General features: G+C 43.2%; 9 protein-coding genes. 5 read left to right on the top strand and 4 right to left on the bottom strand.

Annotation, left to right across the window (positions count from 1 at the left end; genetic code table 11):
• Positions 1-12 precede the first annotated feature (12 nt).
• A complete protein-coding gene (locus tag DTQ70_RS17920) occupies positions 13-1,740 on the top strand; it encodes a RagB/SusD family nutrient uptake outer membrane protein (RefSeq protein WP_122934465.1) in 1,728 nt (575 codons plus the stop codon).
• Between the two features lie 118 nt (positions 1,741-1,858).
• Complete coding sequence (locus DTQ70_RS17915) at positions 1,859-5,404, top strand: VCBS repeat-containing protein (RefSeq protein ID WP_122932076.1); 3,546 nt, start codon at positions 1,859-1,861, stop codon at positions 5,402-5,404.
• A 68-nt stretch (positions 5,405-5,472) separates the two neighbouring features.
• Here DTQ70_RS17915 and DTQ70_RS17910 read toward each other — a convergent pair whose 3' ends face one another.
• From DTQ70_RS17910 to DTQ70_RS17900, 3 genes are all read right to left on the bottom strand, one after another.
• The gene (locus tag DTQ70_RS17910) at positions 5,473-6,123 is read right to left on the bottom strand and encodes a DedA family protein (RefSeq protein WP_122932075.1); all 651 of its coding nucleotides are present in this window, start codon (positions 6,121-6,123) and stop codon (positions 5,473-5,475) included.
• A gap of 166 nt (positions 6,124-6,289) precedes the next feature.
• The gene (locus DTQ70_RS17905; protein WP_028524387.1) at positions 6,290-7,081 is read right to left on the bottom strand and encodes a phosphosulfolactate synthase; all 792 of its coding nucleotides are present in this window, start codon (positions 7,079-7,081) and stop codon (positions 6,290-6,292) included.
• 164 nt (positions 7,082-7,245) lie between these two features.
• On the bottom strand, positions 7,246-9,654 hold the full coding sequence (locus DTQ70_RS17900) for a thiamine pyrophosphate-dependent enzyme (RefSeq protein ID WP_229599963.1): 2,409 nt from the start codon (positions 9,652-9,654) through the stop codon (positions 7,246-7,248).
• Between the two features lie 204 nt (positions 9,655-9,858).
• On the opposite strand from DTQ70_RS17900, the gene DTQ70_RS17895 reads away from it, so the two are divergent.
• From DTQ70_RS17895 to DTQ70_RS17885, 3 genes are all read left to right on the top strand, one after another.
• Positions 9,859-10,263, top strand: coding sequence for a DUF1573 domain-containing protein (locus DTQ70_RS17895; protein WP_122932073.1), 405 nt, complete (start codon positions 9,859-9,861; stop codon positions 10,261-10,263).
• Positions 10,264-10,374: 111 nt separating this feature from the next.
• Complete coding sequence (locus tag DTQ70_RS17890) at positions 10,375-11,583, top strand: serine hydrolase (protein ID WP_122932072.1); 1,209 nt, start codon at positions 10,375-10,377, stop codon at positions 11,581-11,583.
• A gap of 58 nt (positions 11,584-11,641) precedes the next feature.
• Positions 11,642-12,214 carry a Uma2 family endonuclease gene (locus tag DTQ70_RS17885; RefSeq protein ID WP_122932071.1) on the top strand — a complete coding sequence of 191 codons (573 nt, stop codon included), beginning with the start codon at positions 11,642-11,644 and terminating at the stop codon, positions 12,212-12,214.
• Between the two features lie 13 nt (positions 12,215-12,227).
• Here DTQ70_RS17885 and DTQ70_RS17880 read toward each other — a convergent pair whose 3' ends face one another.
• Positions 12,228-13,961 (bottom strand): leucine-rich repeat domain-containing protein, encoded by a 1,734-nt coding sequence (locus tag DTQ70_RS17880; protein ID WP_122932070.1) that lies wholly within the window; start codon positions 13,959-13,961, stop codon positions 12,228-12,230.
• Positions 13,962-13,963: the final 2 nt, after the last annotated feature.

The following is a 13,963-nucleotide window of genomic DNA, read 5'->3' as shown; positions in this document are numbered from 1 at the left end:
CATATGAACAAAATGAAAAAAATAATCTTTTCACTTACAAGCATTATTCTTTTGTTAGCTGGATATGCCTGTAAAGATAGCTTTCTAGAAGTACCTCCAACGGGCTCACTTGCTAAAGCCCAGCTTACCAGCAAAGCTGGTTTGGACGGAAGTTTAATTTCTGCGTACGCTCAGTTGAGCGCTTTAGGTCAAACTCACTCAGGCCCTTCAAACTGGCTGATTGGAAGTATTAGAGGGGGGGATGCCAACAAAGGTACTGACCCAGGGGATGGTTCTGAAATGAACCCTATCCAAACATTCCAATACAACTCGACGGATCCTGTAGCCGCCAACGTGTATCAAAGTTATTTTGAAGGTGTTTCGAGAGCTAATGCCGTTTTGGCTTTGTTGAAAGAAGCACAGCCAAGTGTAAAAGCGGAAGATATCAAGTTGATAACTGCAGAAGCACGTTTCTTGAGAGGTCACTTCTATTTCCAATTGAAAAGAAACTTCAACTTAGTACCTTATGTTGATGAAACTAAAAACCTTTCAAACGGAATCGACAAAGTGAAAAACGATGTTGAGCTATGGCCAAAAATTGAGGATGATTTTAAAACGGCTTACAACGATTTGCCTGAAACATCATCAGCTGTTGGACGTGCCAACAAATGGGCGGCGGCTTCTTATTTGGCAAAAGTATATTTATATCAAAAGAAATATGCAGAAGCCAAAGCGTTGTTTGATTTAATTATTGCGAACGGTAAAACAACGGGCGGCAAAAAATATGCTTTGCTTCCTAAATATTCAGATCTTTATCGTGTTGCTAATGACAACAATGCTGAGTCGGTGTTTGCAGTTCAAGCAACTGTTAAATCAGGAAATGGAAACAACGCCAACGCTGATTTGCAATTGAACTTTATCCAAGGATCTGATCCAGGTACTTGCTGTGGATTCTTCCAACCGTCGTTTGAATTCGTAAACTCGTTCCGTACAGATGCAAAAGGACTTCCACTTTTAGATGGTACTTACAATGCTCCTGCCAACGCGGTTAAGACGGATATGGGTATCAAATCTGACGTGGCTTTCACGCCAGACGCAGGGCCACTTGATCCACGACTAGACCACACAGTAGGCCGCAGAGGTATTCCATTCTTGGATTGGGGCCCACACACAGGCTTTAGCATGATTCGTAACCAACCAAACGGTGGTCCATATTCTCCTAAAAAATACTTGTTTACCAAAGCTGAAAAAGCAGCGGGCTTGACTGAAACAGGAGGTTGGGGACACCAAACTTATAATGCCTACAACGTTACTATTATCCGTTTTGCTGACGTGCTTTTAATGGCCGCAGAAGCAGAAATCGAAGTAGGTTCGTTGGCTAAAGCACTCGAATATACCAACATGGTAAGAGGTAGAGCAATGAACGCGTCTGACTACGTAATGATTGATGGCAAACCAGCCGCTAATTATAAAATTGCGTTGTATGATGCTTTCCCATCAAAAGAATATGCTAGATCGGCAGTTCGCTTTGAAAGAAGAATTGAATTGGGAATGGAAGGATATCGTTTCTATGATTTGGTTCGTTGGGGCGAGGATGTAGCTGCCATCAATAAGTATCTCCAGTACGATCAGGTATTGTTGCCTGGTGCATTAGGTGGTGCTAAATATGAAGCTAAATATGCTTTGTTCCCTATTCCTCAAGGTCAAATGGACTTGTTGAATAGCAAAGAACAAATCTTAAAACAAAACCCTGGCTACTAATCCTCGGTTATTTCTTGCAACTCAAAATCGGCAAGTCATTCGACTTGCCGATTTTGTTTAAATAGAACCAGTCGTAATCTTGTATTTTTATCCAATCATTCACCTAAATTTTGAGCGTATGGTTGTCGCACGCCTTGCTGTTATTAGTTTGTTTGCCCTCTTTTTATTGAGCTCCTGCAAAGATCAACCCCTCTTTTCGAGACTAGAAGTCAGCGATACAGGCATCGACTTCTCGAACCGCATCGTCGAAAATGATACCTTGAATATCCTTGACTTTGAGTATGTCTATAACGGCGGAGGCGTGGGGATTGCAGACATGAACGGTGATAGCTTACCCGATATTATTTTTTCGGGAAATCAAGTCGATAGCCGTATTTATCTCAACAAAGGCAATATGAAGTTTGAGGATGTTAGTAAAAAAGCTGCATTTTCAAATCTAGGACGCTGGTGCTCGGGCGCGAGTTTGGTTGACATCAATGCCGATGGGCGCATGGATATTTACCTCACTGCCACCACCAAAGGTGTAGAAGACCAACGGGCCAATTTGCTCTTTGTGAACCAAGGAAACGACAGTGAAGGCGTGCCTACATTCAAAGAAATGGCGCATGAATATGGTATTGACGACCGAGGGCATTCGATGAACGCTGCTTTCTTTGATTATGACAATGATGGAGACTTGGATTTGTACGTTTTGACGAATACGATTGAAAGTAACCCCAATCAGTTTCACGAAAAACGCCGCGATGGTTCGTCACCAACTACCGACCGTCTTTACCGCTGCGATTGGAGCGAGGGACTCAGTCACCCTGTTTATACCAACGTATCGAAGGAAGCAGGCATTCAAATCGAAGGATACGGGCTGGGTATCAACATTTGTGATTTTAACCGTGATGGCTTTAAGGATATTTATATTACAAATGATTACCTGACCGACGACCTGCTTTACATTAATAACGGCAACGGTACTTTTACCGACAAAGCAGCCGACTATTTTAAACATACCAGCAACTCGGCCATGGGCAATGACGTGGCTGACATCAATAATGATGGCCTCGTTGACATTGTCGCGGTGGACATGCTGCCCAAAGACAATGCCCGTAAAAAACGCCTGATGGGGCCTAATAGTTACCAAACGTACCTCAACAACGACCTGTTTGGTTTTACGCATCAATATGTTCGCAATACACTTCAACTTAATTTGGGAAATAAACCCAATAGCAATGACCCCGCTTTTGCCGAAATAAGTATGCTTTCTGACGTAGCCGAAACGGATTGGAGTTGGACGCCTATGTTGGCCGATTTTGACCACGATGGCTTTCGCGACTTGATTATTACGAACGGTTTTCCGAGAGATGTAACAGACCGTGATTTTGGACAGTTTAGAGCAGAAAGTAGTTCTATTGCTCCGAAAAGCTATTTATTAGGAGAAATTCCCATTGTTAAAATCCCTAATTACGCTTTCAAAAACAACGGTGATCTCACCTTCAAAGATGTTTCAGAAGCTTGGGGGCTAAACCAAGCATCGTTTAGTAACGGTGCTGCTTATGCCGACCTCGACCGCGACGGCGATTTAGACCTTGTAAGCAATAATATCAATGATTCTGCCTTTGTATATCGTAACAATTTGGTGGAATCAAAGCCCGAAAAAGCCCATTATTTGCGGGTCGTGTTTAAAGGGGAGGGGCATAACCTCAGCGGTCTTGGCGCTAAAATGACGCTTTATTACCACGGAAATCATACCCAGGTCTATGAACACTCGCCTTATCGTGGGTATTTGTCAACTGTAGAGCCAGTGGCACATTTTGGTTTGGGTGAAAACCGATTGATTGATTCTGCGACGGTGGTATGGCCTAATGGAAAACAACAAGTGCTGAAAAATCTCCAAGCCGACCAAACCCTAATCGTATCACAGTCAAACGCAATTCAAAACTACGTGGCGCCTACTCAGAATCGGGCGTATTATTTTACGGATTTAAACGATTCCTTACGACTTGATTGGAAACACGAAGAGGTAGAATACATTGATTTTAATGTTCAAAAACTATTGCCTCACAAGCTTTCGCAATATCCACCAGCGGTTTCGGCAGGCGATATTAACGGGGATGGATTGGACGACTTCTTCGTGGGAGGCTCTCGCCAGCACAAAGGACGTTTCTTCTTACAAAACCCTTCTGGTAGTTTTACATTGGCTGACCTACTGCCTGATAAAGAAGGAACAGACAAAACATCGGAAGACTTGGGTACGTTGCTTTTTGATGCCGATGGTGATGGTGATAACGATTTGTACATTGCAAGCGGTGGAAATGAATTACGCCCCAATGACCCTGGTTATCAAGACCGCCTCTACATCAACGACGGCAAAGGACATTTTTTGCTTGCGAAAGGTGCGCTACCTGCATTACTAACCAGCAAATCGTGCGTACGCGCGGCCGATTATGACCGTGATGGCGATTTAGACATGTTGGTGGCAGGACGGGTTATCCCTGATCAGTATCCAGCTCCTGCCAGCAGTTATATTTTACGTAATGATACCAAAGGAGGGGTGGTGAAATTTACCGACGTTACGACTCAGATTGCCCCTGCCCTGCAAAACCTCGGTCTTGCCTGCGATGTACTTTGGACCGATACCGACAACGACGGTTGGCTTGATTTGTTGATTGCGGGAGAATGGATGCCGTTGACTTTGCTCAAAAACCAAAAGGGTAAATTCGACATTGTACACTCCGAACTCGACACTAAAAAAGGTTTTTGGGGAAGCTTAGTAGGCGCTGATTTCGACCACGACGGCGATACCGACTACATTGCAGGTAACCTCGGGCTGAACACCCTCAACAAAGCCTCTGAGACCCATCCGTTGAGCATTCTTGCGGGCGATTTTAACCAAGATGGAAGCTATGACGCCATTCCGTTTGTTTACTTCTCAGATCCTGAAAATAAACCCGTTCGAGTACCTTTCCACGGGCGCGAAGACCTTATCAAGCAGTTTATTCAGACAAGAATGCGTTTTCAGAAATATGCTGATTTTGTTAATGCGACGTTTGATAATATCCTGACGGAAGAAGAACGTAAAAAAGCACTTCAATTGGACGTTACCTATTGCCAATCTGTCTATATCGAAAATACAGGGAATGGAACGTTCAAAACCAAGCCTTTACCGATATTAGCCCAAATCGCTCCGATCAACGGGATGATTGTTGAAGATTTTGACGCTGATGGTTTCTTAGACGTCTTGCTAGTGGCCAACGATTTTGGAAATGAGACCAGTTCTGGCCGATACGATGCTTCTAATGGGTTATTGCTCAAAGGCAACGGCAAAGGCGATTTTACCCCAGTACTCCAAACTCAAACGGGCTTTTATGTGCCAGGCAATGCCAAGGGACTAGCACAACTGACCAACAAAGCAGGGCGTAGAATCGTGATTGCTACCCAAAACCGTGGTTCATTACGGAGCTTTGGTCAAAATGGCGCTGCACTCAAATGGGTAGCCTTACAGCCCCATGATGCGTACGCACTGATTCGTGACAAAAAAGGTACTACTCGTCGCCAAGAACTTTATTATGGCGCTTCGTTCCTATCGCAATCGGCGCGTAAGTTGGCACTAACTACTCAGGATGTTTCGGTTGAGATAGTTGATTTTCAAGGAAAGAAGAGGAAGGCTTTGTAGAAGCGTTTAAACGAAGCGGCCAGCCAAAGTAAATTTGGCTGGCCGCTTCGTTTAAATATTATGCTTGCCTACGCTTTCGGCATCATAAACTTGGCTTTGACAAACTGCCAAACCATCGGTAATACCGAGAGGCCAATGATTCCAAAAATAACCAATTCAAAGTTTTTCTTTACGATTGGTAAGTTACCGAAGAAAAAACCTAGCATCGTCAACGTCGGTACCCACAAAAGTGCCCCTACCACGCAGAAAAGAATGTAACGTGAGTAGGTCATGCTTCCTGCCCCTGCCACAAACGGTGCGATGGTACGGACAATCGGGATAAAACGCGCCATAATCACGGTTTTGCCTCCGTGTTTTTCGTAAAAAGCTTCGGTTTGTTCTAAATATTCTCGTTTAAAAAACAGAATCCGTTCTCGTTTTTTAATGGTCGAGCCCAAAAACTTACCCACAAAATAATTGACGTTGTCGCCCATCAGCGCCGCCACAATCAACAACGGAATGACAATCCAGGGATTAAGTGCGCCCGTAGAAGCCGCCAACGCTCCCGTCGCAAAAAGCAATGAATCGCCTGGAAGTAACGGCATTACCACCAAACCAGTTTCAGTAAATACTATGAGAAACAAAATCAAGTACGTCAGCGTACCATATTCAGTAATAATGTCAGCAAGGTGCTTGTCGAGGTGCAGAAAAAAATCTACTACTTGTGCGAGAAATTCCATTTTTATGGTTTTTGGTTACATTTTTGTTTTTTAGAGTTGCTCGAAATTTTGAAGATGACCACATAGCGCACCTAGATTTATCACATAGAAAACAAAGCGATTTTCTCTGTTTTTTATGTGCTTATTCTATTGCGGTCTATGTGTCTTAAAATAGTCTTCTATCGACCTATTTCGACAACTTCCAGCGTTTGCGGGTTTTGTCGTTGAGGTAATTAGCAAATGTGTCTCCACGTAGCCCCAAGCGAATGGTTTCGAGCGGAATAATCTCGTTAGGAGCGATGTTCCCAAGGTTGACATTGGCACCTATCAGTTTCACAAACCACACTTGTTGGGCTTTCTGCGGCGCTTCCCAAATAATGTCTTTGTTAGGCACTTGGGTCAAAATTTCTTCTACTAACCCTTGGCGAACCTCTCCGCTTGAACGGAAAAGACCTACGTTCCCCGATTCGCGGGCTTCCCCAATTACTTTCCAAGCTCCCGCTTCCAACTCCGCTTTCATGAGCTGAATCCATTTGTAGGGCGGAATAATCTTGGTTTCGTCTTTTGAACCTACTTCCGATAATACCTTTACTTGCTCGGCCAAAACGCGAATAAAATCACACTTAATTTCGGCAGGCATTTCAATCGACCCGTCTGATACTTCGGCGTATTCCAGCTGGTATTCGTCGATAAGACGGCGATAGTCTTCAAATTGATTTCGTACGACAAACGCTTCAAACAGCGTCCCCCCAAAGTAAACTGGAATACCTGCACTTTTATAGACGGCGATTTTATCTTTGAGATTGGGCGTAACAAAAGAGGTAGCCCATCCGAGTTTGACAATATCAATATGAGGAGCCGAAATGTCGAGCATATCTTCGACTTGACGAATGCTCAACCCTTTATCCATGACCATTGTTAATCCGTACTGACGTGGTTTGGAAGTGCGGTCGGGGACTTGCGATAGTTTGAAATTCATATCGTTTGGTTAGGTATGTCTTTGAAAGTAAACCGCAAAATTAGCGATTCCAACCACAACCTACTAAAGTGACTAAGAAAATAACCTGACTTTCATCAATCTTTAACAAAAAACCCGCAGAATACTCTGCGGGTAAAAGCGCGGGGTTTGGAAGTCAATATAGGTCAGTACAGCACAGGGAATTGCTGTGGATTTGCTTCGTGAATGAGACTATACGCAGCCTCTACAATGTCTTCAACATTGGGTTTTGAATAATAATCACCGTCTGAACTATAGGCAGGGCGGTGAGGTTTGGCCGACACACATCTTGGTGCCGAATCAAGCCATTGGTAGGCATTTTGACCGTCCAACACTTGTTGCATCATGTAAGCGGATGCTCCTCCAGGCATATCTTCGTCGGCAAATATCACCCGATTGGTTTTCTTGATAGAGTCCACAATCGAATGATGAATATCAAAAGGCAAAAGTGTTTGAACATCAATTACTTCAGCACTAATTCCCAGCTCGGACAGCTGCTCAGCCGCCTCTTGTACAATGCGGCACATCGAGCCGTAGGTGACAATGGTGAGGTCGGAACCTTCTCGCAATATTTCGGGTACACCCAGTGGCACGCAAAATTGCCCCAAATTAGAAGGAAGACGCTCTTTGAGGCGATACCCATTGAGCGATTCCACGACCAGGGCTGGGTCATCGCCGCGTAATAGCGTGTTGTACATTCCTGCGGCTTGTGTCAAATCGCGCGGTACGCAAACGTGTAAACCACGCAAACTGTGAATCACCGAACCCATCGGAGAGCCTGAATGCCAAATACCTTCTAAGCGGTGACCGCGTGTACGAACAATAAGCGGTGCTTTTTGCCCACCTTTGGTACGATAATGCAGCGAAGCTAGGTCGTCGGTGAGGGTGGCTAATGTATAAAAGATATAATCAAAGTACTGGATTTCGACAATGGGCTTTAGACCTCGAATAGCCAGTCCGATGCCTTGACCAATAATGCTTGTCTCTCGAATGCCCGTATCCGTAATGCGTAGTTCGCCGTATTTTTCTTGAAGTCCCGCAAAACCTTGGTTTACGTCGCCAATTTTTCCTACGTCTTCACCCATCGCGACAATGCGTGGGTCTTGTTCAAATAGGGCATCAAAATTGGCGCGAATAATTTGGTAGCCATCTAGTAAGGGAGCGTCTTCGAGGTATTGTGCAGCTACGGGCGTTACTTTCAGGGGAGATTCGGGCGATTCGCTGTATAAGTGCGAGCTAAAACGGTCGTGGTTAATTTCTGCATTTTTGGTCAACCATTCTACCAGGGCGTTTCGAGAAGCAGAGGGTTCAAAGCGTAGAAAACGAAGCGCTTTGCGTATGGCTGATGTATTGTGGCGGTGCAAGGGGACAATTTCTCGCTTCAGCTCATCACTCATTTTGAGCAAATCGGAGGTAAATCGACTTTCGTGAGCGGCTGCTTGCAGCAGTTCCACAACTTCATTTTGTTCACGTAGGATTGCTTCACTATATACCTTCCAAGCATTGTTTCGTTCTTGACGAATGAACTTTTTAGCATTTTCATCAATCTCCTCTAATTCGTCAGGGGACGCGTAGCCGTTAGACAAAATCCACTCTTTAAACTTCAGATTGCAGTCACCTTCTTGTTCCCATTGGAGGCGCTTGGCTGATTTGTAACGGGTGTGCGAGCCTGAGGTAGAATGGCCTTGCGGCTGGGTGACTTCTTCTACGTGTACCAATACTGGAATGTGGTGCGTACGACACAGCTCTGCCGCTTTTTGGTAGGTTTCAATCAGTCCTACATAATCCCAAGCTTTGACTGTAAAGATTTCAATGCCGTTAGTCCCATTTTCTCTTTGCAATCCACCTAGTGCTTTGGAAATACTGGCTTTCGTGGTTTGGTATTCGACAGGCACCGAAATCCCAAAGCCATCGTCCCAAACTGACATTAAAAGAGGCACTTGCAAGACCCCTGCGGCGTTCATCGTTTCCCAAAACATTCCTTGGGAAGTAGAGGCATCTCCGATGGTTGCAAATGTTATTTCATCGCCATTGTGCGAAAAATCCGTCATTCCATGCAAACTTTCGTTGCCACGGTAAAGCTTAGAAGCGTACGCTAACCCTACTGAGCGCGGAATTTGTCCAGCCGTAGGAGCAAGGTCATTGATATGATTATAGGTAGTTGTTTGGGGTTTCCACAAACCATTTTCGTCCAAATAGCGCGTGGTGTAGTGGTTGTTCATCGAACGGCCTGCGGTGTGAGGCTCAAATTCGACGTCGGCATGGCCATAAAGTTGGGAAAAAAACTGCTGCCACGTGAGTCCTCCAAGGGCTGCCACGACGGTTTGGTCGCGATAATAGCCTGAACGAAAGTCACCTTTTCGGAATGCTTTGGCCATGGCTATTTGGGCCAATTCTTTTCCATCACCAAAAATTCCGAATTTCGCTCGACCTCCCATCACATCTTTCCTTCCCAACAAGCTTGCTTGACGACTCTCACATACCAAACGATAGTCGTCCAGAATATTTTGGCGCGTTAGCGCAATAAGGTCGGTGGCGAGTTCGTTTTCTATCACGTTTCTTGATGAGTATAATTTTGTAAGATTTCGTTGTTTTGGCAAGTAAATATACAGGAAAACAACCAATGTTTCAAAATACAACTTTTTTGAGTTTCTTTGTTCTAAAATTTTGAGCAAAAATAACATTTGGCAAAACTTTTGCTCCTACAATTTTTGTTAGACTAGCAACCAACTTTCACAAAACTTAATTTTACACACAACATGAAAAAGGTTTTTTCACTATTCGTAGCAATTTTAGCATTTAGCGCAGTTAGCTTCGCCCAAAAAGGAGTAATCAAATTCGCTAAGAACGAAAATGATTTCGGTAAAATCGAGCAAGGAAAGCCAGTGACTTACGTATTTGAGTTCACAAACACAGGTACTGACCCTATCGTATTGGGTAACGTAGCGGCTTCTTGCGGATGTACAACTCCTGAGTGGACGCGCGAGCCAGTGATGCCAAACAAAAAAGGAACTGTAAAAGCTACGTTTAACGCTGGCGTGATGGGACCTTTCAACAAGACTGTGACTGTACCAAGCAACGCTGAAAACGGAACCGTTTATTTAACACTCAAAGGTGAAGTGATTGCCAACAAAACAGCTACACCTGCTAAAAGTGGTAAATAATCGCCCTTGAAAGTGTTTTCAAAACGATAAACTTTCATTCCTAAAAAGGCTTTGGCTTTGGTGCCGAAGCCTTTTTATTTATATTCACCCCGCTCGTTAACCCACTTTAGAATGATTAGAACCATTGCATTTCTCGCCTTAGTGGTTGTTTTTTCGTGTAATAACACCAGCGATAATCAACATCAAGCATCTCATCTTCACCACACATTAGTCGATTGTGTTTCGGATAAGTCGCTTTCTCCTGAAAAACTTGCCGAAGTAAAAAAACGTATCAAGGCCGATGAAAAAGCAGCTCGTTTGGATTCACTTTTTCAGCGAAAATTTAAACTAGAGCGGTTTAATGGTAATGTCCTCATTGCACAACAGGGCGTCGTTTTGTACCGAAATTCCAACGGATACGCCCAAGTTGAAAAAAAAGACACCCTTCGTCCTGATTCGAAGTTTCAGTTGGCGTCGCTTTCAAAAACATTCACGGCGGTAGCCATTCTCAAACTGTATGAAGCAGGTAAGCTCAGTTTGGAAGACTCCGTCAAGAAATTTATTCCGCAGTTTCCGTACTCGGGTATTCAGGTCAAAAGTTTGCTTTCACACCGCAGTGGCTTGCCCAATTATGCTTATGTACTCACCGACAGCGTACGTAAACGCAATCCTTACCCGACCAACGATGACATCGTGCGCTGGTACTGCGCCGTAAAACCAAGACCCTATAATACGCCCAATACGTATTTTAGTTACAGCAATACCAATTATGCTTTGCTGGCCACCATTGTAGAGAAGGTGTCGGGAAAAACGTTTGAGGCGTTTCTTCAAGATTCGATTTTTAAGCCCCTTGGAATGCAAAATACGTGGCTTATTACGACCAAAAATGACTCCCTAAATCAGTTACGTACTGCAGGCTATCAATACAACCGCCGTTTGCCAAAAGACAATTTTGATGATGTAGTGGGTGACAAGGGTGTTTATTCTACCATGGATGATATTTTTCGCTGGTATGCAGGGTTGAGCGGAGGCTGCGTGTTGCGCCCCGAAACGCTGAAGGAAGCTTTCACACCTCGTAGTTTTGAGAAAAGAGGCATCAGAAACTACGGCTATGGCTTTCGGATGCACGTGGACGAAGCCACCAAACAAGCCAAGTACGTGTATCACACGGGCTGGTGGAAAGGCTACAATACCTTGATGTGGTTTAGCCCAAAAGACAAATTTGTCATCATCCTTTTGAGCAACCGCTACAACCGTAGCATCTATCAAATCAAGCCTATTTTGCAGATTTTAGAAGGAAAAGGCGAAGTGGACGCCGAAATCGAGGAAGGGATGTTTTGATTAACTTTCAAAAAAAAACAAGTAACTTGTATCCATCAACGCATAAAGGGAAGTAATAATGGAAACGGTAGCCGAAAAAAAGTTTAGCGTGGAGGAGTACTTTGCTTTGGAAGAAAAATCCGAAATCCGCCACGAATTTTATTACGGAGAAATCATTGAGATACCAGGAGAAACAACTACTGCTAATCTAATAGCTTTGAATGTCGCCTTTTTCTTCAAAGCGCTTTTTAGACAATTAAAGGGCTATGCTTTCTTTGCCCACGATGTGAAATTGATGGTGATGGGCAACAAGGTTTATCGTTACCCTGACTTGGTCGTAATTCACCAAAAAGGCGACCATAAAAAGTACGTAACCGACCCTGTATTAATTGTAGAAGTACTCTCTGAAAGCACCGAAGACATCGACAGAGATAAAAAACGCTTGGAGTATTTTGGGTTATCGTCTTTACAATACTATCTCACAATCCACCAAGACGAACCTATCGTGGAGATTTATACCCGCAGTGGTAAAAGTTGGCAATTTGACTTTTACACGGATATAAACGAAAACGTTTCTCTCCCGTTTTTTGATACCCAACTCTCCCTACAAGATATTTTTGAAGGCGTGAGTTTTGAGAAAAAGGGAGAGTAAACTATTGATTTTGCTATCGAGGGTCTGATAAAAATACTCCTTTTGCATCAAATACAGCCCCAGGTTCTATCACTAGATTTTTACACGACTGAGGCCCCATTGCAGGAGTCAACGCAACTTTATGACCGCTCTTAATAACTACATTTTGAGTAGCGGAGGGCACGCAATTACAATCCCATGTGCTTGGGTTGTTCCAGTCTCCTGAACCAACGGAAAAAATGATTCCAATATCTGCGAAACGAATCGTAACAGGCAAAGAATAAACATCTTCAGAACACCCTGATTTGAAAACTGCTCGGAAAGAGACGTTATTGTTTGGTATAGTAAGCGGGGGAGTTGTATAAATAATATCTGTATTTGGCATATAAATGGACGATGAGCCATTAATATCGGTATAGCTGCTTTCTGTCGCTTTTTTTTGTTGCCACCTTACTTTTATAATTCCAGAGCCTGTTGCTTTCGCCCTCAACGTTGCTGTATTTCCTACAGTAACCGAGGGGTTATCAAGGGTTGCACCTGACACGAGTATGGGGGCAGTTGAAGAACAAATAGGTAGTATAATATCGACAAAAATTGCATTTTTTACCACTAAACCATCTACATAATTAGGAGCACAAGTAATGTCGTCATTATCAAGAACCAAGGAGAAAAGCGAATTTGGTAGGGTTGGAAGGCAGGTGATTTTATTATCAAAAATCCATGACTCATTCAAGCCCTTTGGAAGTGATGGCAAGTTGGATAGTTGGTTCTTGTTACAAAAGAAAAATTTTAGAGCTGTAGGTAAGACAGGCAAATCTATTAAATTATTTTTTCCGCAGTCTAAAAAATTTAATGTGTTTGGCAGAGTAGGCAATGTAGTAAGCTGGTTACCAGAGCAAGTTAATCTTTTTAAATTACTTGGTAGAGTAGGTAAAGACTTGATTTGATTATCATAACAATATAACTCTTCTAAACTACTAGGAAGTGCGGGCAAAACTGTAAGAGACTGATTTCCACAGTCTAATTTCTTGAGCGTTTGGGGTAGGATTGGCAAAGCAATAAGCTTATTACTTTCACAAAACAATATCTCCAATGAACTTGGCAGCTCTGGTAAATGTGTTATATCCTTATTGGACCCACAGTCTAACCAAATTAAGCTATTAGGTATTGAGGGGACTTCTGATAATTGACAGCCGTTACATAATAATTCCTCTAAACCACTGGGTAGTTTGGGCAAAACAGTTATTGGATTGAAAGAGCACCATAACGATTTCAAAGTTGTAGGTAAGGAGGGTAAGCTACTGATTCTATTAGACCAACAAAAAAGTTTTTTCAAATTAGCGGGGAGGTTAACAAAGCTATTGTTAAGTAAATAATTACTAGAGCAGTTAAGTGTTTCGAGCTTCTCGGGTAAAGTTGGTAACGCTGTAAGTTGATTAGAATAACAATAAAATACTTGCAAATTATTAGGTAACATATTAATGTTTGTAATTTTATTGTTACCACAATTTAGCCAATGCAATGCGGTAAACCCTTCAATACCAGACAAATCAGAAATGTTGCTAAAAGATACATTTAACTCTGTCAAAGCTTTTGCTGGAGCAAGTAAATTATTAGCCCCGTCAATGCAAGTAGGGCAGGCGGCTCGGATGGCTGCGGCAAAGTTTGGGTCGGGAATATTTTGAGAGGTAGCTTTCGGTAACGCGTATGTAAACCAGCATAACGTAAAAATAATCTTGGCTACAAGAGAAGTAGAGAACCGTTTCATTA

The organism is Runella sp. SP2 (genome assembly GCF_003711225.1).
Classification (GTDB): domain Bacteria; phylum Bacteroidota; class Bacteroidia; order Cytophagales; family Spirosomataceae; genus Runella.
The sequence above is the reverse complement of the archived record's forward strand: the minus strand, read 5'-3'. Positions and strand labels throughout refer to the sequence as shown.

What these genes read in the sequence shown, in the direction of transcription:
- DTQ70_RS17890 (WP_122932072.1), top strand. Translation starts at nt 10,375, where the DNA reads ATGATTAGAACCATTGCATTTCTCGCCTTAGTGGTTGTTTTTTCGTGT.
- DTQ70_RS17895 (WP_122932073.1), top strand. Translation starts at nt 9,859, where the DNA reads ATGAAAAAGGTTTTTTCACTATTCGTAGCAATTTTAGCATTTAGCGCA.
- DTQ70_RS17905 (WP_028524387.1), bottom strand. Translation starts at nt 7,081, where the DNA reads ATGAATTTCAAACTATCGCAAGTCCCCGACCGCACTTCCAAACCACGT.
- DTQ70_RS17915 (WP_122932076.1), top strand. Translation starts at nt 1,859, where the DNA reads ATGGTTGTCGCACGCCTTGCTGTTATTAGTTTGTTTGCCCTCTTTTTA.
- DTQ70_RS17885 (WP_122932071.1), top strand. Translation starts at nt 11,642, where the DNA reads ATGGAAACGGTAGCCGAAAAAAAGTTTAGCGTGGAGGAGTACTTTGCT.
- DTQ70_RS17910 (WP_122932075.1), bottom strand. Translation starts at nt 6,123, where the DNA reads ATGGAATTTCTCGCACAAGTAGTAGATTTTTTTCTGCACCTCGACAAG.
- DTQ70_RS17880 (WP_122932070.1), bottom strand. Translation starts at nt 13,961, where the DNA reads ATGAAACGGTTCTCTACTTCTCTTGTAGCCAAGATTATTTTTACGTTA.
- DTQ70_RS17920 (WP_122934465.1), top strand. Translation starts at nt 13, where the DNA reads ATGAAAAAAATAATCTTTTCACTTACAAGCATTATTCTTTTGTTAGCT.